Raw genomic sequence first — 20440 nt, forward strand, 5'->3', positions numbered from 1 at the left:
TACTTACTTACTAATTAGTAAGTATTTTGCATTGCGCATAAAAAACCCCTTCTCACGATTGTGAGAAGGGGTTTTGCCGCCGACAAAGGCTTTAATTCTTTATTACGCGCACCGTGTAGGTGCCGGCGGCCGTGGGCACCTGCACCAGATAGAGGCCAGCGGGCTGGTCGCTCAAATCGAAGCTGCTGGCACCGGTCAGGCTTGCGGGCACGCGGCGTACCACGGCACCCAGCGTGTTGATTACCACAGCGGGCCCGGCGAGGGGCTGGCCATCGGCGTCAACCAGCGCAAAGCGGCCGGTGCCGGGATTGGGCACCACCGCGGGCATGCCAACCGCTGCCGAGCCGTTCACGGCCACCACTTGCGAGAAGGATTCCGTGCCGTCGAGGTCGGTTTGGCGCAGGCGATAGTAGGCCAGGCCGGCCAGCGGATGCTCGTCGGCGAAACGGTACGCGCGCGGGCCACTGCTGCTGCCTTGCGCGGCCACGCGGCCCAGCGGCTCAAACGAAAGGCCGTTGCGGCTGCGCTCCACGGTGAAGTCGCGGCTGTTGTGCTCGGTGGCCGTGGTCCAGGCACAGGCCACGGCCGTGCCGGCCCGCTGAGCGCCAAAAGCCGTGAGCACCACCGGCAGGGAGCCGTTCGGCAGCGACGACACGGCGAACGGCGAGAAGCTGGTGATGCCCGTGCGCGACACCACGCTCGAATTGGCCACGGTGCCCGCCGAAGCGCCCTGCTGGGCCGTGTACCGGTCCCAGGCCCCGTTCAGGTAGTGATTGATGTGGGCCAGCGAATTCTGAAAGCCCGTCACCACGTCGGCGTCGTTCCACTGCAGTTTGAGGGTGAGGTTGGAGTTACCGCTCACCTCTTCGCCCACGAACCAGGTTTTCTTCACGTTGCGGTCGCGGGCTTCGGTTCCCACCACGCCCACTTCGTTGGCGTAGCGCACATAGGCTTCCGGGGCCACGCGCACGCTGTAGGTGTCTTCCGACTGCGCCTGGGTCTGGCTGAGCAGGGCCGGCGTGTACGACGTGGCCGACGTGCCCACCGGAAACAGCACTTCTACGCCGTCGCTCGACACGGTGCGCTGCAGGCTGCCCTTGCCGTTGGTCACGAAGAAGGTGTTGGCGCCGTTCAGGCCCGTGAGGGCGGCGCCTTTAAGCAGCAGCAGGTTGTAATCGGCCAGGCTGAGGATGGACGCGCCGGTGGTGTTGAAGGCCAGGCCGGCGTTCACCAGCACGTTGCCGGTGAGCGACTTGGGGCCGGTGCCCGACAGCTTGAGCGTGCCGTAGCTGGCGCCTTTCACGTTCTGGGTGGTGGTGCCGCCGTTCACGTATTCCACGGTGCTGCTGGGGTGCAGCGCGCCCAGGCTCAGATTGTTGTTTACCTGGTTAATCTGCAGCGTAGAGCCCGCGCCCACGTCCACCGTGCCCTGAATGAAGTCGTTGGCATTCACGTAAAGCGAGGCCGGCGACGACGGGGTGCCCACCACAATTTTCGAATTGGCGCCGCTCACCGTCCAGGTGCCGTTGATGCGGTCGGCGGAGCCCGTGTTGCCCTGCACGTAATAAATGGTGTTGTCGGCCGTGAAATTGGTCGGCGCGGTGCCCGTGCCGTTCACGTTGGTGCCCCAGTTGTTCTTTGAGTCCAGGTTTTTGTTGTCGCCGGGCAAGGAATAAAAGATGTTGGTTTGCGGCGTAATAACGATGTCGTCGACGCTCAGGCCGTTGCCGTTGGTAGACGAATTGAACACGTAGCCGAAACGCACCATGATTTCCTGCCCCGCCAGCAGGTTGATGCCCACCAGCGTGGTTTGCTTCACGCGGCGGTTGGTGGCGGCGTTGCCGTTGCGCGGCGCAATGGCCGTCGACGTCGACGGTGCCGGCACGCCCAAGTCGGCGATGGGCAGCCACGTCCCCGCAATCAGCGAGTTGATGGTGGCGTTCGTCGAGGTGGTCCGCTGGTAGTCCACCGTCACGTTGGCAGCCTGGGTCTGGCTCGAATTGTACCACTGCTCCATCGCATACTGAATTTCCAGGTTCACGATGGTTTTCGTGGACGAGTTCTTCAACCGGATGCCCACGTACCCTTTGCCCGAGCCGGTGGTGGTGCCGGCAATGCCGCCCAACGCGCGGTCGGTGCCGCCGGGAGCCCCGAAATGATACCACGAAGGCCCGTGGGGGGTGCCATCGGCGTCGACGGTGCCCGCCGCGGTGGCGCCCTCCGTTCCGTCGTCGGGCCCCAGCTTGGCCGACGTGCCGGCTCGCGTGTACGATTCCAACTCCACTCCCGCAAAGGTCCCCGTGTCGAGCACGTACTTGGCGTACACGCCCGGCAGCGTCGAATTGCTGCCAAAGGTGGCCTTGGTGCCCGCCAGTGCGTCAAAATTCTGCGAGTAGGGCCCCAAGCCGTTGGAAGAAGCGTCGGGGCTGTCTTTGAAGACGTACTGCGCCCGAACCGGCAACGCCGCCAAGCTTATCAGCATCGCCCCAACTAAGCATTGCATAAAAGATTGTTTCATATAAAAGAGTCAGTGGTAAAAGAGAACAAATTATATTATTACGCTATTCCAACTCGAAATTGCGCAACAATATTACAACGCACTCTACAAACCATTCACCCAATTATTAAAACCATCTTATTTCACATCAATAAGTTACCATTAAAAATGATTAACCCACAACGGCTGCACACAAATTTTCAACCCAAGACCGGTGCTTACTCCACGGATATCAGTTTTACTTATTTCAAGATTCTTCCGCACCTAATCCGAGTGCATCCACGGCAGCCTGCACAGCTTCGGCCCGGTAGGCGGGCGCCGTGGCGGGGGCCTTTAGCAGGCGCAGTAGACGCTGGTATTTCTGGCGGCCTTCGGCCAGCATCTGCTCGCTCACTTCGATGGTAAACACGCCAAACGGCTCCACCTTCTGCACGCCCACCAGCAGGAACCGCTCGGCGCGCAAGGCATCGGTATAGAAGGCGGCCTGGCGGTCGTAGTCGTAGGCTGAGCACTGCCAGAGGAAGTGGTCGGCGTCGCGCGCCATGGTGGTTTTGAAGTCGATGATGGTGAACGGCTGGTCGGCGTGGTCCACGATGAGGTCGGCGCGCAGCTTGCAGAGCGTGTCGGTCTGGGGCTCGGTGAAGAGCACGCTCACTTCGGGCTGGCCCACGGCCAGCAGCTCGTTCAGGCGCGAGTCGAGCTTCACGCCGTCCACCAGCCACCACACCAGCGTGTCGTTGAGACCGGGCTGGCCGGCCACGTAGTCGTTGGGTTCGAGCAGGGCCGTATGGAAGGCCGTGCCGAAGCTCAGGGCGCCGTCGGCGGCACTGGTTTGCGGGCGCGGCGGGCGCCCGTCGAGGGCATCGCGCAGGCGCGAGAGGTCGGAGTTGGCCACGGCGGGCAGGGCCCGGTAGGTGTCGTAGTCGAGGCGCAGCAGGTCGGGCCGGCGGAAAGTAGAATCAGATTCGGGCATAGGTAAAAAGGTAACAGCAAACTCGGCATAATGGCTCCGCCTGGGCTAGTACTAGCCGCGGGGCCCGACGGTTGCGGGCCGTTGTGCGTAGGCTCAGCTACGGGCAGCTCCTTGCCCGCCCTCACGCTGGCTTTCTTATGGCCCCCTGGATTCCTTACGCCCTGTTTTCGGCCCTTTTCGCGGCCCTCACCGCCATTTTTGCCAAAATCGGCATCAAAGGCGTCGACTCTGACCTGGCCACCGCCATTCGCACGGTGGTCATCCTGCTGCTGGCCTGGGGCATCGCCGTGGCGCGCGGGGCCACGGCGGGGCTGCCGGCGCTGTCGGGCCGCACGTGGCTGTTTCTGGTGCTGTCGGGGCTGGCCACGGGGGCGTCGTGGCTGTGCTATTTCCGCGCCCTGAAGCTGGGCCCCGTGAGCCGCGTGGCGCCCGTCGACAAGCTGAGCGTGGCCCTGGCGCTGGCGCTGGCGGTGGCGTTTCTGGGCGAAACCCTTTCGGCCCGCGGCGCGCTGGGTGCGGGGCTCATTTTGGCGGGCACCGTGGTGCTGGCCTGGGCCTGAGCTAGCCTTTCACCCAGCGCCACGTCACCGACAGGTTGATGACGCGGCCCTCCACTGGGGCCCACAGCTCGCTGAACACAGGGTTGCCCAGGGGCGGGCTCACCACCCGCTCGCGCCGCGTCTGGCGGTAGTCGAGCAGGTTTTCGCCGTTCAGGGCCACCGTCCAGGCCTCGGTGTGGTAGCGCACAATGGCCGCAAACAGCGGGTAGCCGGGCGTGGTGCGACCGTCGGAGAGGTACTGCTGGCCGGTGTAGGAGGCCTCCACCCCGGCGTTGAAATTCTCGGCAAAATCGACCAGCGCCACGGCGGCAAACTTGTGGCGGGCCGACAAGGGCAGTCGCTCGTTCACGGCGTCGTACTGCTGGCGGGCATCGGTAAAGACGTAGCCCAGGTAGAGCTCGGTTTTATCGGCCCGCAGGCGCACGTAGGTTTCCAGGCCGCGCGTCGAGAGCGGGTCGGCGGCGTTTTGCCAGGTGAGAAAGTTCTGCCCACTAGGGCCGGCAAAACCGCTGCCGTTCAGCACCAGCGGGTCGGCCAGCCGCGTGTAGAAAAAGGACTGGTTCACGTTCAGCGTGAGCGGAGTATCGAAGCCGGCGAAGGTGCGCTGGAAATTCACGTCGCCGTTGATACCGAGCGACGTTTCGGCCCGCACGCCGCGCAGGGGCTGCACCAGCGGGTAGTCGCGCTCGTCGAGGCTGTTGATGTAGGGCACGGCCGCACGGTAGCCCAGGCCCCCGTTGAGGCGGGCCGTCACGGCCGGACTGGCTTTGTAGAGCAGGGCCACCCGCGGCAGCAAAAAGCCCCCAAACTGGTTGTGGTGGTCGTAGCGCAGCCCGGTTTGCAGGTTGAGGGCCGGCAGCAGGCGCCAGTCGTCTTGCACAAACGCGCCCACCGTGGCGTAGCGGTACGGGCTGCGCAACGGCGTAGCGCTGCGGTTGAACGAGCCCAGCTGCTCGCCGTTAGCATCGAGGCCGGCCACCACCGTGTGCCGCCCGTAGCCGTGCCGGTAATTGACTTCGGCGAAATACGTAGTCTGGAACGCCGTGAAACTGGCGATTGGCGTGTTCACGTCGCGCACAAAGTCGGTGCCCGTGGCCTTCACCGTAAGGGCGCCCCGCGCCACGCTGTCGTTCACATACAGCAGGTCCACGGTGTTGCGCAGGCTGGTGTTGTCCACGTAGAACAGCCGCCCGCTGGCGATGTCGGGGCCGCGCTGCAGTACCTGCAGGTCGCCGGCGCGGCGGCTCTCGGCCGTGCCGTTGTAGCCCAGCGCCAGCTGGCTGTGCGCGTTGGGGTAAAAGAAAAGGCGCGGGTGCAGATTGATGCTGCGGGCCCGGGGCACGTCCACAAATCCGTCGCCGTCCACGTCTTTTTCCTTTTGATTAACAAGGCCCACAAACGCGGTATAGCCCCAGCGCGCGCCGCGCTTGGCTGCAAAACCGGTCAGGTCGCTCTCACGCAGGGTGGTTTGGTTGAAGCTGAGGGCGTAGCTGGGCCGGTCGAGGGTGGGCGTTTTACTCACCAGGTTCACCAGGCCGGCAATGGCGCCGCCCCCGTACAGCGTCGAATTCGACCCCTTAATCAATTCCACCTGCCGCAAGTCGAGCGGCGGAATGGTGAGCAGGCCAAAGGAGCCCGCAAACCCGCCGTACAGCGGCACGCCGTCGCGCAAAATTTGGGTGTATTGCCCCGGCAGGCCCTGCAGGCGCAGGTCGGCGTTGCCGGTGGTGGGCGACGTGGGCTGAATCTGAGCGCCGGCAAAGTCCCCCAGCAGGCCCGCAATGTTGGCGGGTTTGATGCTGCTTTCCTCCTCCAGCTCCTCCAGGCCCAGCACTTCCACGCGCGTGGGCAGGTCTTCGATGCGGGAGTTGGTACGGGTGGCCGTCACCACCACTTCGTCAATTTCTTCGGCGCTGGGCGCCAACTGCACCGTGAGCGCACCACCCGCCGCGGGCGCCACTGCCAGCCGCGCCCGAAACCCCAGCGCGCTGATGCGCAGGCGCGTACCGGGCGCCGGGGCCGGGTCGAGCACGGCCGCGCCCATGACGTCGGTGGCGGCGCCCACGCCCGTGCCGGGCACCGCCACGCTGGCACCAATCAGGGGCTCGTGGCGGGCCGAGTCGCGCACCTGCACGCGCAGGCCCTGGCCCCGGCCCGTCAAGGGCAGCACAAGCACCAGCAGCAACCCCGCCACACGCCACAGCATCCGGAGACGGTAAGCCGTCGACATCATGTCATTCATAATGCATTTTTAAACAGCGGCGTGAATGGCCAATTTTACGCAGTAAAAAGCCTGCTTTTCCGCTGCCAGCGCTCCACTTTGGCCGCAATTTCTTTCAGGCCCAGGTTGTGAATGCTGCCGAGGTGCGTGGTCTGGAATTCGCGGTGCGGCACGTAGCTGCCGTCTTCCACGGCGCGGCCCACCTGCTGGTAGGCATCGCGAAACGGCACCCCGGCAATGATAAGCTGGTTGATATTTTCCACCGAAAAAATAGCGTCGTATTTCTCCTGCTCAATTGCCCCCGGCTTAATCTTGATTTCGGGTAAGGCAAAGAGGAGAATATCGAGCAAGTCCGCAAACTGCACCATGGGCCCGAACAGCAATTCTTTCAGCAGCTGAAAGTCGCGGTGGTAGCCGCTGGGCAGGTTGCTGGTGGCCAGGATAATGTCATTAGGCAACGCCTGCAGGCGGTTGGCGTGGCCGCGCACCAGCTCAAACACGTCGGGGTTTTTCTTGTGCGGCATAATGCTGGAGCCCGTCGTGAATTCCTTCGGCAGCGTCACAAAGCCCAAATCCTGGCTGTTGTACATCACCAGGTCGTAAGCCATTTTGCCCAGCGTGCCCGCCGCCCCGGCAATGGCAAACGCCAGCGTTTTTTCGGTTTTGCCGCGCAGCATTTGCGCGCCCACGCTGCTCACGGCCACGCTGCCGAAGCCCATTTCGCGGGTCGTCATTTCGCGGTCTATCGGAAAGCTGCTGCCGAAGCCCGCGCCGGAGCCCAGCGGATTCTGGTCGGCCACGGTATGGGCCGCTTCAAACAGCGCCAAATCCAGCAGCAAATGCTCGGCATACGCCGAAAACCACAGCCCGAAGCTGCTCGGCATGGCAGCCTGAAAGTGCGTGTAGCCCGGCAGAAAATCGGCATGGTGCGCCTCAGCCTTTTGCACCAGTACGCGCACCAACGCCACTATTTTCGTCGCAATGCGCTCGGTGTAATCCTTCAGAAACAGTTGAATGGCCGTTAGCACCTGGTCGTTGCGCGAGCGGGCCGTGTGTATTTTTTTGCCGGCGTCGCCGTACTTCTCGGTGAGGTAATGCTCGATTTTGGAATGCACGTCTTCAAAATCAGCCTCAATGGTAAACGTGCCCGCGTCTACTTGCGCCAGCAATTCATCCAATCCGGCAATTAATTGCTGCCGCTCTTGGTCAGAAATCAAACCGGCTTTGGCCAGCATATTGGCCTGCGCCTTCGACGCCAGCATATCAAACGGCGCCAGATACATATCCAATTCCCGGTCGCGCCCCACCGTGAATTTCTCAATGGTGTCGTTTACCGAAAATCCTTTTTCCCAAATTTTCATGGTTCCTGTCTATTAAATCAGTTCAGAGCGTCATGCTGCGCCGCAATGAGATGCAGCAGCGCTTTACTTCGCGGATGCTATACGAGCAACGCGAAGTAGTAATTCGTTTCACTTAGAAAGTAAAATCCGACAGCAGCGCGATATAATCCCGAATGCCTGCGTCAATTTCACTAAGCAAAATGTATTCGTTGGGTGTATGCGAGCGGGCACTCTCGCCCGGCCCCATTTTGAGGGTTTCAAACGGCATCATCGACTGGTCCGACAGCGTGGGCGAGCCATACATCTGTTTGCCCATGGCCTTTCCCTTTCGAATAAGCGGATGTTGGTCGCTGATGCGGGAAGAATTGAGATGAGTGGAGCGCGGCGTTATTTCCGACTGCACATTTGCCCGAATTATCTCCAGCACTTCCTGGTTGCTGTACAGTTCGTTGGTGCGCACATCGACCACAAATTGACAGCGGTCGGGCACCACGTTGTGCTGCGTGCCGGCGCTAATCTGCGTCACGGTCGTTTTCACCGGACCCAGTAGCGGCGACACTTTCGGAAACTGATAAGTGCGCAGCCACTGGATGTCATCAAGGGCTTTGTAGAGGGCGTTTTCGCCTTCGTCGCGAGCCGCATGGCCGGTTTTGCCATGCGCGGCGCCGTCGAGCACCAGCAGGCCTTTTTCGGCAATGGCCAGTTGCATGCCGGTGGGCTCTCCTACTATTCCCAGGTCAACTTTCCCAAATTCCGGCAGCACGCTGCGGATGCCATTAGCGCCGGAAATTTCTTCTTCCGCCGTTATTGCGCAAATTAAATTAAATGTATTTGGCTTATTCCGAAAATACAGAAACGTGGCGAGCAGACTCACCGCCGCCGCCCCGGCGTCGTTGCTGCCCAAGCCAATTAATTTATCGCCTTCTAGAACTGCCCCAAAAGGGTCGTAATTCCAGCCCGCACCGGGCTTCACCGTGTCGTGGTGCGAATTGAGCAGAATAGTGGGCTTCTGCGCGTCAAAGTTCTCCGAGAAAGCCCATACGTTATGCTGTCGCCGGTGCGGCGTTGCGCCGTGCGCATTCAGAAACGCTTCTATCAGGGCGGCCGTGCCAGATTCTTCCCGCGAAAACGAAGGCGTTTTTATCAGTTGAACCAATAACGCCACGGCAGCATCGCGCAATTCGGTTATTACGTCAGGCATAGCGTGGTATGAAGCGTGTCGTCGATGTAAAGCGCATGCTCAATAATTACTTTTTCCACCCCGAATTGTAGCGCGTCGAATGCGTTTTCTAACTTCGGCAGCATGCCGTCGGCAATTACACCGCTTTCCTTCAGCAATGCGTAATCGGCTAGATTAATTTTTGGAATTACCGACGTTTCGTCGGTAATATCCGTCAGCACGCCGCGTTTTTCGAAGCAGAAATGCAGCTCCACTTCGTACTGCTTGCACAAAGCCTTGGCCACCGAGGCCGCAATGGTATCGGCGTTGGTATTTAGCAATTGTCCCTGGCCGTCGTGATTGATGGGGCAGAGCACCGGCGTGAGGCCCAGCGCCAGAAACTGGTGCAGCATGTTGGTATTCACGCTGGCTTCGCTCAAATCGCCCACAAAGCCGTAGTCGATTTCCCGCACCGGGCGCTTCACGGCCTGAATAACGTTGCCGTCGGCGCCGGTCAGGCCCAAGGCGTTGACGCCCAGCATTTGCAGCGTGGCCACAATTTGCTTGTTGGTTTTGCCCGCGTAAAACATCGTTACCAAATCCAGCGTGGCGGCGTCGGTGATGCGGCGGCCGTTTACCATGCGCGGCGCTATGCCCAATTGCCGCAGCATGTCGCTGGCGCCTTTGCCACCGCCGTGCACCAATATTTTCGGGCCGCTAATGCCGGAAAACAATCGCAGAAATTCCTGCAATTCGGCTTCGTGGTCAATAATGCCGCCGCCTATTTTAAATATTTTTACTACCGAATTCATCAACCCTTCACGTTAGCGTTGGCCCGCGGTGCACGGAGGCCCAGTCAAAAAATAACACAGAAATGTTGCGGGCAAAAGTAGGGCCTTTTACCTTTGCGCCAGATTTGAACCACTTGGTTCTCGGCTTCGTTACAGCGCCGAATCGCCTCATTTTTGCCATGACCCGTTCGGTTTCCTTGTTCACTTTGCCCGCCCCCGCCGCCTGGCCGGGAGTAGCCGGCGTGTGCGAAACCGCTTGCGCACTGGTTCGACGACCCTAGCGGCTTCAACAGCCGCATGTTGGCCCCTTGGCCAGCCCTTTTGAGCCGGGCTAGTATCCGCTCACACTTACAGACAGGTTTGGGCTTTAGCAGGAGTTTCCCGTATACAGCGGGTTTCCGGACAGCCGCGTATCTATCCCTAAGTATTTCCTCAATCAATGACAATTCGGGTTGCAACGCCAGCGGACGCACAGTACGCTGAATTATTATGCCAGTGGTACATCGAGTCGGCGAAGACGCGCGGCACGGGCATCGCCAAGCGCGAGCCGGCCTACGTAGCCAAAAAGATGGAAACCGGCGACGCCATCATCGCCTTCGTCGACGACGAACTGGCTGGTTTTTGCTACATCGAAACCTTTGACGACAAGACGTTTGTGGTCAACTCGGGGCTGATTGTGAACGCCGAAATCCGCAAGGGCGGCGTGGGCCGAGCCATCAAGCAGGCCGTGTTCGAGCTGTCGCGCACCAAGTACCCGCAGGCCAAGATTTTCGGTATCACGACCAGCCTGGCCGTGATGAAAATCAACACCGACCTGGGCTACGAGCCCGTCACCTTCTCGGAGCTCACCACCAGCGAAGACTTTTGGAAAGGCTGCAAAAGCTGCAAAAACTACGGCATCCTGATGGAGAACGAGCGCAAGATGTGCCTCTGCACCGGCATGCTCTACGACACGCCCGAAAAGCAGCTCGTGCAGGTACAAGTGCCTGATTTTGCTGCGCACATCACGCCGCCGTTGCCCATCGGCACCGACCCCGCCCCTACTCCCTCTGAAACCGATTCTGCTCAGTAATAATGAAGAAAAAAGCCATTCTCGCCTATAGCGGCGGCCTCGACACCTCTTTTTGCGCCGTGTATCTGTCGCGCGAGCTTGATTTGGAAGTGCACACCGTCATCGTCAATTCCGGCGGTTTCACGGCCGAGGAGTTGGCCGCCATCGAGAAGCGCGCCTACGAGTTGGGCTCGGTGAAGCACGAGGTGATTGACGTGACCACCCGCTTCTACCAAGACTGCCTGCGCTATCTGCTGTTTGGCAATGTGTTGAAGAACGACACTTATCCGCTGAGCGTGAGCGCCGAGCGCATGTTCCAGTCGCTGGCCATTGCCGAATATGCGCGGGCCAACGAGGCCGACTACATCGTGCACGGCAGCACCGGCGCCGGCAACGACCAAGTGCGTTTCGACGTGGCTTTTGCGGTGATTGCGCCCAAAACGGAAATCCTCACGCCTATCCGCGACCTGAAACTGTCGCGCCAGGCCGAGATTGAGTACCTGCAAAAACAGGGCTTCGAGATGAGCTGGGAGAAGGCGAAATACTCCATTAATAAGGGCATCTGGGGCACCAGCGTAGGCGGCGTCGAAACGCTGACTTCGCACGAGGCCCTGCCGGAAAGTGCTTATCCGTCGCAGTTGCAGCGCCAGGATTCGGAGCGCGTGGAAATCACCTTTGAAAAGGGCGAGCCCGTGGCGCTGAATGGCGAAACGCTGGAGCCAGTGGCCCTGATTCAGAAGCTGAACGAGCTGGGCGCGGCCTTTGCCGTGGGCCGCGACATTCACGTGGGCGATACCATTCTGGGCATCAAGGGCCGCGTGGGCTTTGAGGCGCCCGCGCCGCTCATCCTCATCAAGGCGCACCACCTGCTGGAGAAGCACACCAGCACGCGCTGGCAGCTGCTGCACAAGGACTACATCGCCAACTGGTACGGCACGCTGCTGCACGAAGCGCAGTACCTCGACCCAGTGATGCGCGACATGGAAGCCTTCCTCACCTCGTCGCAGAACCACGTGTCGGGCAAGGTGTTCGTGCAGCTCAAGCCCTACCAGTTCGACCTGCTCGGCGTGGAGTCGAAATACGACATGATGCGGTCGAAAGTGGCCACCTACGGCGAGGAAAACAACGCCTGGGATTCGCGCGATGCAAAAGGTTTCATCAAGATTTTCGGCAACCAGCTGAAGATTAGCAACAGCCTGCACGATGAAAATTAAGGCCGGTATCGTGGGCGGCGCCGGCTATACGGCTGGCGAGCTCATCCGCATTCTGCTGCACCACGAGTTCGTGGAGTTGAGCGGCATCGTGAGCTCCTCGAACGCGGGCAACCCCGTGTACCAGGTGCACGACGACCTGGTGGGTGAAACTGATTTGGTGTTTGCCTCCGAACTGGCCGGCGATGAGGACGTGGTGTTTCTGTGCCTCGGCCACGGCAATTCCAAAGCGTGGCTCCAGAAAAACGCCCCGCCCGAAACCACGCACATCATTGACCTGAGCAACGACTTCCGCCTGAACGCCGATGCCGAGTTTGAAGGCCGCGAGTTTGTGTACGGTCTGCCGGAGCTGAACAAAAGCCGTATCCAGCAGGCGCAGAGCATTGCCAACCCGGGCTGCTTCGCCACGGCCATTCAGCTGGCGCTGTTGCCGCTGGCCCAGGCCGGCCGCCTCACCCACGACATCCACGTGTCGGCCATCACCGGCTCGACCGGCGCGGGCCAGAGCCTGTCGGAAACGGTGCATTTCTCGTGGCGCACCAACAACGTGTCCATCTACAAGCCCTTCACGCACCAGCACCTCGGCGAAATCGGCGAGAGCTTGGCGCAGCTGCAGCCGCAGTCGGAAACCGAGATGCACTTCATCCCCTACCGCGGCAATTTCTCGCGGGGCATTTTCGCCAGCGTCTACACGCCGTCGGATTTGACGCAGGACGAGGCTCGAGAGCTGTATAAGCAGTTTTATGCTGAAGCGCCGTTCACTACGGTTTCGGACAAGGAAATTCACCTCAAGCAGGTGGTTAACACCAACAAATGCCTGCTGCACGTGCAGAAGCAGGGCAAGCAGTTATTAATTGCCTCGGTGATTGATAATCTGGTGAAAGGCGCGTCGGGCCAGGCGGTGCAGAATATGAACTTGCTGTTCGGGCTGCCGGAAACGACGGGGTTGAATTTGAAGGCGGGGCTTTTGTAGTGTAATAGCAAACCGTAAATCATGTCTAGCGAAATCCGTCTTCTCTCCGAAATAATCCGATGCGTTCCAACTGGTTCTATCTGGCATATTTCAAGCGACTCTTGGGCTGGCATCAAGACAACTTTTGGCTCGCTTCTAGTTGACAATGCTGGTGATTGGCAGATATTGATTACGGATGAGAATAGAGATGCTGTAATTCAAAAAGCAGAAGAAGAGGAAGTAGCTGAAAAGGGAATCCACATGGATATAGAATCAGAAAATCAGACGATTCTATTCAGAAGCTATGATGCGATGTGCACCATCATACTTAATAAGGAATTTTACAGAGAGCTAAACACAACCAATGTTTCAAGCGAGCTTGAAATTATGCTCGATTAAATCTGCATAAAGATAATTCTCCCCTATAACCATGGAGCTTTTCAACGTTTATCCCATCGTCAACATCACGCCCGTGAAGGCGCTGGGCGCCAAGCTGTGGGACGACCAGGGCCAGGAATACCTGGATTTCTACGGCGGCCACGCCGTTATTTCCATCGGCCACAGCCACCCGCACTACGTGCAGCGCCTCACCGAGCAGCTGCAAAACATCGGCTTCTATTCCAACTCGGTGCAGATTCCAATTCAGACGCAGCTGGCGCACAAGCTGGGCCAGGTGTCGGGCTACGAAGACTACGCGCTGTTTCTGTGCAACTCGGGCGCCGAAGCCAACGAGAATGCGCTGAAGCTGGCCTCCTTCCACACCGGCAAAACCCGCGTGGTGGCGTTCAAAGGCGCGTTTCACGGCCGTACTTCGGGCGCGGTGGCGGCCACCGATAACCCGAAAATTGTCGCGCCTTTCAACGCCGGCCACGCCATCAGCTTCGTCGATTACGACCTGAAGGCGGTGGCCGAAATCCTGCACGGCGGCGATGTGTGCGCGGTGATTATCGAGCCCATTCAGGGCGTGGGCGGCATCATCATGCCGTCCGACGAGTTTTTGCAGGGGCTGTCGCTGCTGTGCGGCGCGCACAACGTGCTGCTCATCGCCGACGAGGTGCAGAGCGGCTACGGCCGCAGCGGTAAATTTTTCGCGCACCAGCACGCCGGCATCCGGCCCGACATCATCTCCGTGGCCAAGGGCATGGGCAACGGCTTCCCCATCGGCGGCATCCTGATTGCGCCACACCTGAAGGCCTCCTATGGCCTGCTGGGCACCACCTTTGGCGGCAACCACCTGGCTTGCGCCGCTGCGCTGGCCGTGCTGGAAGTTATCGAGGCAGAAGCCCTGGTAGCCCATGCCGCCGAGCTGGGCCAGTACCTGCGCCAGGAGCTAGCAGCCAACGCCGGCGCCGAAGAAATCCGGGGCCGCGGCCTGATGGTGGGCATCAAATACGATTTCCCCATCAAGGACGTGCGCGACAAACTCCTCTCGGAGCACCATATTTTTGTGGGCAATGCGTCTGACCCAACGGTCCTTCGCCTGCTGCCGCCCCTGAATATTACCAAAGCTGAGGTCGACCGGTTTCTAGAAGCGCTGTATGCGCTGACGGGAAAAATGGTGGAAGCCGTCCCGCAGGCCTCGGCACTCGACTAAATCATCTGCGGCGGAGACGCATCTTTGCGGCACCATGTTGAATTTGCTTTGACCCCAGGCCGATGAAAGCCTCAACCATTGTCATCATCGTGTGCTGCTTCTTGTCCATCGGGTACGGGCTCTACATAAAATATTTTGCCCAAGCCTACCAGGTGTACCAACGCGTAAATCGAGTGAAAGAAGGCATGACGCGGCAGCAGGTTGTTAAGGCCCTGGCTACGCCGGACTCGGTTTACTGGGAGAAGTCGAACGGCGACTCCCTGCTGGTGATGGACTACAACATTGGGGCAGACTCATCGGCTACCATGCAGGTTCTATTTCGCGGTGACAGCGTGCGGGTAGTAAAATTTCACGAATAGAAAACGGCTGAAACAGGCCGCCGTCAATCCGTCTTTAACTACAACAACACAGTGGAAAACACGAAATTGGTCAAACTAGTCCTCGAAGACGGCACCGAAATTCAAGGTTCCTCCTTCGGCGCATTTACCTCCGCCGCGGGCGAAGTGGTGTTCAGCACGGCCATGACCGGCTACCCCGAAAACCTCACCGACCCGTCCTTCGCCGGCCAGATTCTGGTGCTCACCTACCCCATGGTGGGCAACTACGGCGTGCCCGGCGAGGAGTTGTACGAGTCGATTTCGAAGATTTTCGAGTCGGACAAAATTCACATTGCCGGCCTCGTGGTCAATTACTACTCCGAGGAGCACAGCCACTGGAACGCCGCCAAGAGCCTCGGCGACTGGCTGGCCGAGTACAACATTCCCGGCATTTTCGGCGTCGATACCCGCATGCTCACCAAGAAGCTGCGCGAGAAAGGCGCCATGCTGGGCAAAATCGTGGCCGAAGACGACATTCCGCTGCACGACCCCAACCAGGACAACCTGGTGGCCCAGGTGAGCCAGCCCGAGGTGCAGCACTACGGCAGCGGCCAGCACAAAATCGTGCTGGTGGACTGCGGCACCAAAACCAACATCATCCGCTGCTTCCTGGAGCGCGACGTGGAGCTGATTCGGGTGCCCTGGGACTACGATTTCACGAAAATCGACTACGACGGCCTGTTTCTGAGCAATGGCCCCGGCGACCCCAAGATGTGCGAGGCCACCATCGGCCACCTCCAAACGGCCCTGCAGCAGGACAAGCCCATCTTCGGCATTTGCCTCGGCAACCAACTCATGAGCCTGGCCGCCGGCGCCGACACCTTCAAGCTGAAATATGGCCACCGCAGCCACAACCAGCCGGTGCTGCTCACGGGCACCAAGCGCAGCTTCATCACCAGCCAAAACCACGGCTTCGCGGTGGACACCGCCACGCTGCCGGCCGAGTGGGAAATGCTCTTTGAAAATTTGAACGACGGCACTTGTGAAGGCATCAAGCACAAGACCAAGCCCTTCTTCTCCACCCAGTTTCACCCCGAAGCCGCCGGCGGACCAGAAGACACCGAATACCTGTTTGATGACTTTTTGAAAGCGGTAGAAGAATATAAGGCCACCGCAAACTAGACCGGAAAGCTAGTTTTCTTCCTTGAGAAAGGCGGAAAACTAGCTTTCTAGCTTACGTCCCGCTTTAACATTTAACATCCAGCTCTCCTCTTGGTGAAGAGTAAGGCCGGGGGAACAACGCCCCGCCAGCACAATACGAAATGAACAAACCCAACAAAGTCCTCATCCTTGGTTCTGGCGCGCTGAAAATCGGCGAGGCCGGCGAGTTCGACTACTCCGGTTCCCAGGCCCTCAAGGCGCTGAAAGAGGAGGGCATCCGCACCATCCTCATCAACCCCAACATCGCCACCGTGCAAACGTCGGACAACATTGCCGACGACGTGTACTTTCTGCCCGTGACGCCCTTCTTCGTGGAGGAAGTCATCAAGAAAGAGCAGCCCGATGGCATTCTGGTGGCCTTTGGCGGCCAAACGGCGCTGAACTGCGCCGTGGCCCTGTTCCGCGCCGGCGTGTTCGAGAAATACAACGTGAAGGTACTGGGCACGCCTGTGCAGAGCATCATCGACACCGAGGACCGGGACATTTTCAAGGACAAGCTCGACCAGATTGGCGTGCTCACGGCCCGTAGCGTGGCCGTGACGACGATGGAAGACGCCCTGGCCGCCGGTGAGAAAATCGGTTTCCCCATCATCGTGCGGGCGGCGTTTGCGCTGGGTGGCCTGGGCAGCGGCTTCGCCAACAACATGGACGAGTTGCGGGCCCTGGCCCAAAAGTCCTTCACCACTTCCGACCAGATTCTGGTGGAAGAATCCCTGAAAGGCTGGAAGGAAGTGGAGTACGAAGTGGTGCGCGACCAGTACGATAACTGCATCACGGTCTGCAACATGGAGAACTTCGACCCCATCGGCATCCACACCGGCGAGAGCATCGTGGTGGCCCCGTCGCAGACGCTCAGCAACCGCGAGTACCACAAGCTGCGCAGCATCGGCATTAAGACCATTCGCCACCTGGGTATCGTGGGCGAGTGCAACATTCAGTACGCGCTGGACCCCGTTTCGGAAGACTACCGCGTGATTGAGGTGAACGCGCGCCTCTCCCGCTCCTCGGCGCTGGCCTCGAAAGCCACGGGCTACCCGCTGGCCTTCGTGGCGGCCAAGCTGAGCCTGGGCTACTCGCTGTCGGAGCTGAAAAACAGCGTAACGCAGACGACCTCGGCGTTTTTCGAGCCGGCCCTGGACTATGTGGTGGTGAAGTTGCCGCGCTGGGACCTGGGCAAATTTGAGGGCGTGAACCGGCAGATTGGCTCGGCCATGAAGAGCGTGGGCGAGGTGATGGCCATCGGCAAATCCTTCGAGGAAGCCATTCAGAAGGGCCTGCGGATGCTGGACACCGGCAAGCGCGGCTTCGTGGCCAACAAGCCCGAAACCGTGGACAACGCGACGATTGACAAGCTCCTGAGCGAGCCTAACGAGGAGCGCATCTTCGCCATCAACCTGGCCTTCGAGGCTGGCTACACGCTGCAGCAAGTCCACGACCTGACCAGAATCGACCACTGGTTTTTGCAGCGCCTGCTCACCATTTTTGAGCTAGGCAAGAAGCTGGCCGCTGGCCGCAGCAACGGCGTGGACGGCCTGGAAACCCAGCTGCTGCGCGAGGCTAAAAAAGCCGGTTTCTCCGACCAGCAAATTGCCGTAAAGCTGCTGGGCGAAGGCGATGTGAAGGCCGACGAGCTGCTGGTGCGTGCCCGCCGCAAGGCCCTGGGCGTGCTGCCCGTCATCAAGCAGATTGACACGCTGGCGGCTGAATTCCCGGCCAAAACCAACTACCTCTACAGCACCTACCACGGCACCGAAAACGACCTGGAGCCCGAAACCGACAAGTCGGTGCTGGTGCTGGGCTCGGGCGTGTACCGCATCGGCTCGTCGGTGGAGTTTGACTGGTGCGGCGTGAACGCCGTGCAAACGGCCGCCGCCGAAGGCTACAAAACCATCATCATCAACTACAACCCCGAAACCGTTTCGACCGACTACGACGTGTCGGACCGGCTGTATTTCGAGGAGCTGAGCTTTGAGCGGGTGATGGACATCCTGGAGTTTGAGCAGCCGGAGGGCGTCATCCTCTCCACCGGCGGGCAAATTCCGAACAACCTCGCCACCCGCCTGGCCGAGGCCAAAGCGCCCATCCTGGGCACCGCGCCGGCCCGCATCGACGAGGCCGAAAACCGCCACAAGTTCTCCAGCATCATGGACGAGCTGGGCATTGCGCAGCCCCGCTGGAAGGAACTGACTTCGCTCGAAGCCATGCACGAATTCGTGCAGGAAGTGGGCTTCCCAGTGCTGATTCGGCCGAGCTATGTGCTGTCGGGCGCGGCCATGAACGTGGTATCGAACCCCCACGAGCTGGACGCCTTCCTGCAAACGGCCGTGGAAGTGAGCGCCGAATACCCGGTGGTGGTGTCGGAGTTCATCCAGGACGCCAAGGAAATTGAGCTGGACGCGGTGGCCGACAAGGGCGAAATCGTTAGCTACGCCATTTCCGAGCACGTGGAATTTGCCGGGGTGCACTCCGGCGACGCCACCATGTACTACCCGCCCCAGAAGGTGTACGTGCGCACCATCCGCAAGCTGAAAGTCATCGCCGAGAAAATTGCCCGGCGCTACGAAATCAGCGGCCCGCTGAACATTCAGTTTCTGGACAAAAACGGCGAAATCCGGGTGATTGAGTGCAACATCCGCGCCTCGCGCAGCTTCCCCTTCGTGTCGAAAGTGTCGGGCCACAACCTGATTCAGAAGGCCACGCAGGTGCTGCTGGGCAAAAAAGTGGAGCGCGACGACAGCGAGCGGGTGTACGACCTGCCCTACGTGGGCGTGAAGGCCCCGCAGTTCTCCTTCACCCGCCTGCCCGGCGCCGACCCGGTGCTGCGCGTGGATATGGTGAGCACCGGCGAAGTGGGCTGCCTAGGCGACACCGCCGAGGAAGCCCTGCTGAAATCGATGCTGAGCGTGGGCTACAAAATCCCGCAGAAAACGGTGCTGATTTCCGGCGGTCCCCTCACCTCCAAAGTCGCCCTGCTGTCGGCCACGGAGCTGCTGGTGAAGAAAGGCTACACCATCTACGCCACGCAAGGCACGCACCGCTTCTTCGCCGAAAACGGCATCCCCAGCAGCCTGCTCTACTGGCCCGATGAAATGCAGGAGCCCAACGTGCTGACGTACCTGAAGGACAAGAAAATTGACCTGGTCATCAACATCCCGAAAAACCTGTCGAAAGGCGAGCTGGATAATGACTACAAAATCCGCCGCACCGCCATCGACTTCGGCGTGCCGCTGCTGACGAATGCGCGGCTGGCAAAGGCCTTTATTCAGGCCTTCTGCACGCTGGAGATGAAGGACTTGAAGATTAAGAGCTGGAACGAGTATAAGGCGATGTAATCATTAATCCCCACCAAAAACACATCTCGATAGAACGTCATGCTGTGCACAGCTCAAGCATTTCTGCCACGCAATCAGAGTTGGTTTGTGGAAGATGCTGCGCTTGGGCTCAGTATGACGTTCTTTTTTCCTGATACAAACGAATGAAAAACTTCACCTCCTTCGCCGACGCCGGCGATTACCACGCCCTCCTCAAGCAAGCGCTGGAAATCAAGGCCAACCCCTACGGCTACCAGCACGTCGGGCGCAACAAAACCGTCGGCCTCATCTTCTTCAACCCCAGCCTGCGCACCCGCCTCAGCTCGGTGAAGGCGGCCTACAACTTGGGCGCCCAAGCCTGGGTGCTGAATGCTGGCGCCGACTCCTGGACCTTGGAAATGGCCGACGGCGCGGTGATGAACGGCGGCACCCAGGAGCACATCAAGGACGCCATCGCAGTGATGAGCCAATACTGCGACGTGCTGGGCGTGCGCACCTTCCCCAGCCTGAAGGACAAGGCCGAGGACTACGGCGAAGTCGTATTTAACAAGATTCTGCAGTACGCCACTGTGCCCGTCATCAGCCTGGAAAGCGCCACTCTGCACCCGCTGCAGTCCTTCGCCGACCTCATCACCGTGGCCGAAACCAAGCAGAAGGAGCGCGTGAAAGTGGTGCTCACTTGGGCGCCGCACGTGCGCGCCCTGCCCCAGTGCGTGCCCAATTCCTTCTGCGACTGGTTCTCGGAAATCGATTGGGTTGATTTTGTCATCACCCACCCCGAGGGCTACGAGCTCGACCCCAAATTCACCAAAGGCGCCCGCATCGAGTACGACCAGCGCAAAGCGCTGGAAGGCGCCGACTACGTGCAAGCCAAAAACTGGAGCAGCTACCTCCAGTACGGCCAGGTGCTGCAAAACGACCCCGCCTGGATGCTCACCCCCGAGCACATGGCCCTGACCAGCAACGCCAAGTTTCTGCACTGCCTGCCCGTGCGTCGCAACGTGGAAGTGTCTGATGCCGTGCTCGACGCGCCCGGCTCGCTCATCATCCAGGAAGCCGGCAACCGCACCATCTCCATGCAAACCGTGCTACACGAACTGTTGAAGTAGCCGCGGTTGCTCCCATAATTAAGAAGCCCTGCAGCGAAAGTTTCTGCGGGGCTTTTTTCGTTTGCCTTGTTGTTGGATTGGAGCTACGCGTTCGGAACTTGCTGCAACTGGACCGACCGAAAACGAAAGCGCC

General features: G+C 59.9%; 16 protein-coding genes. 10 read left to right on the plus strand and 6 right to left on the minus strand.

Features of this window, described 5'->3' with window-relative positions:
• Nucleotides 1-91: 91 nt before the first annotated feature.
• Both JAO73_RS03820 and JAO73_RS03825 read right to left on the minus strand, forming a co-directional pair.
• Nucleotides 92-2518 (minus strand): T9SS type A sorting domain-containing protein, encoded by a 2427-nt coding sequence (locus tag JAO73_RS03820; protein ID WP_198975841.1) that lies wholly within the window; start codon nt 2516-2518, stop codon nt 92-94.
• Between the two features lie 226 nt (nt 2519-2744).
• A complete protein-coding gene (locus JAO73_RS03825) occupies nt 2745-3470 on the minus strand; it encodes a PD-(D/E)XK nuclease-like domain-containing protein (RefSeq protein ID WP_198975842.1) in 726 nt (241 codons plus the stop codon).
• Nucleotides 3471-3607: 137 nt separating this feature from the next.
• On the opposite strand from JAO73_RS03825, the gene JAO73_RS03830 reads away from it, so the two are divergent.
• Nucleotides 3608-4030, plus strand: coding sequence for an EamA family transporter (locus JAO73_RS03830; RefSeq protein ID WP_198975843.1), 423 nt, complete (start codon nt 3608-3610; stop codon nt 4028-4030).
• A 1-nt stretch (nt 4031) separates the two neighbouring features.
• On the opposite strand, the gene JAO73_RS03835 is transcribed toward JAO73_RS03830, so the two are convergent.
• The 4 genes from JAO73_RS03835 to argB form a co-directional block, all read right to left on the minus strand.
• On the minus strand, nt 4032-6263 hold the full coding sequence (locus JAO73_RS03835; RefSeq protein ID WP_198975844.1) for a TonB-dependent receptor: 2232 nt from the start codon (nt 6261-6263) through the stop codon (nt 4032-4034).
• A gap of 44 nt (nt 6264-6307) precedes the next feature.
• Nucleotides 6308-7612, minus strand: coding sequence for an argininosuccinate lyase (gene argH, locus JAO73_RS03840; RefSeq protein ID WP_198975845.1), 1305 nt, complete (start codon nt 7610-7612; stop codon nt 6308-6310).
• Between the two features lie 112 nt (nt 7613-7724).
• A complete protein-coding gene (locus tag JAO73_RS03845) occupies nt 7725-8771 on the minus strand; it encodes a M20 family metallo-hydrolase (RefSeq protein ID WP_317191196.1) in 1047 nt (348 codons plus the stop codon).
• A gap of 8 nt (nt 8772-8779) precedes the next feature.
• Nucleotides 8780-9562: an acetylglutamate kinase gene (gene argB, locus JAO73_RS03850; RefSeq protein ID WP_198975847.1), complete on the minus strand. Its 783-nt coding sequence runs from the start codon at nt 9560-9562 to the stop codon at nt 8780-8782.
• Nucleotides 9563-9980: 418 nt separating this feature from the next.
• Here argB and JAO73_RS03855 point away from each other — a divergent pair, with 418 nt between their 5' ends.
• The 9 genes from JAO73_RS03855 to JAO73_RS03895 all read left to right on the plus strand — a co-directional run bounded on the left by JAO73_RS03855 (nt 9981) and on the right by JAO73_RS03895 (nt 20307).
• On the plus strand, nt 9981-10613 hold the full coding sequence (locus tag JAO73_RS03855) for a GNAT family N-acetyltransferase (protein ID WP_198975848.1): 633 nt from the start codon (nt 9981-9983) through the stop codon (nt 10611-10613).
• Nucleotides 10614-10615: 2 nt separating this feature from the next.
• The gene (argG, locus tag JAO73_RS03860) at nt 10616-11806 is read left to right on the plus strand and encodes an argininosuccinate synthase (RefSeq protein ID WP_198975849.1); all 1191 of its coding nucleotides are present in this window, start codon (nt 10616-10618) and stop codon (nt 11804-11806) included.
• Nucleotides 11796-12776, plus strand: a complete 981-nt coding sequence (gene argC, locus JAO73_RS03865; protein WP_198975850.1) for an N-acetyl-gamma-glutamyl-phosphate reductase — start codon at nt 11796-11798, stop codon at nt 12774-12776. The genes argG and argC overlap by 11 nt, the downstream gene beginning before the upstream one ends.
• Before the next feature lie 21 nt (nt 12777-12797).
• A complete protein-coding gene (locus tag JAO73_RS03870) occupies nt 12798-13154 on the plus strand; it encodes a hypothetical protein (protein ID WP_198975851.1) in 357 nt (118 codons plus the stop codon).
• A 31-nt stretch (nt 13155-13185) separates the two neighbouring features.
• On the plus strand, nt 13186-14349 hold the full coding sequence (locus tag JAO73_RS03875; protein WP_198975852.1) for an aspartate aminotransferase family protein: 1164 nt from the start codon (nt 13186-13188) through the stop codon (nt 14347-14349).
• A 62-nt stretch (nt 14350-14411) separates the two neighbouring features.
• Nucleotides 14412-14708: a hypothetical protein gene (locus tag JAO73_RS03880; RefSeq protein ID WP_198975853.1), complete on the plus strand. Its 297-nt coding sequence runs from the start codon at nt 14412-14414 to the stop codon at nt 14706-14708.
• A gap of 66 nt (nt 14709-14774) precedes the next feature.
• Nucleotides 14775-15848, plus strand: a complete 1074-nt coding sequence (carA, locus tag JAO73_RS03885; RefSeq protein WP_233168681.1) for a glutamine-hydrolyzing carbamoyl-phosphate synthase small subunit — start codon at nt 14775-14777, stop codon at nt 15846-15848.
• A 140-nt stretch (nt 15849-15988) separates the two neighbouring features.
• Nucleotides 15989-19219 (plus strand): carbamoyl-phosphate synthase (glutamine-hydrolyzing) large subunit, encoded by a 3231-nt coding sequence (carB, locus tag JAO73_RS03890; protein WP_198975855.1) that lies wholly within the window; start codon nt 15989-15991, stop codon nt 19217-19219.
• Nucleotides 19220-19362: 143 nt separating this feature from the next.
• On the plus strand, nt 19363-20307 hold the full coding sequence (locus JAO73_RS03895; protein ID WP_198975856.1) for a Rossmann-fold NAD(P)-binding domain-containing protein: 945 nt from the start codon (nt 19363-19365) through the stop codon (nt 20305-20307).
• Nucleotides 20308-20440: the final 133 nt, after the last annotated feature.

The organism is Hymenobacter miniatus (genome assembly GCF_016427455.1).
Lineage (GTDB): Bacteria > Bacteroidota > Bacteroidia > Cytophagales > Hymenobacteraceae > Hymenobacter > Hymenobacter armeniacus.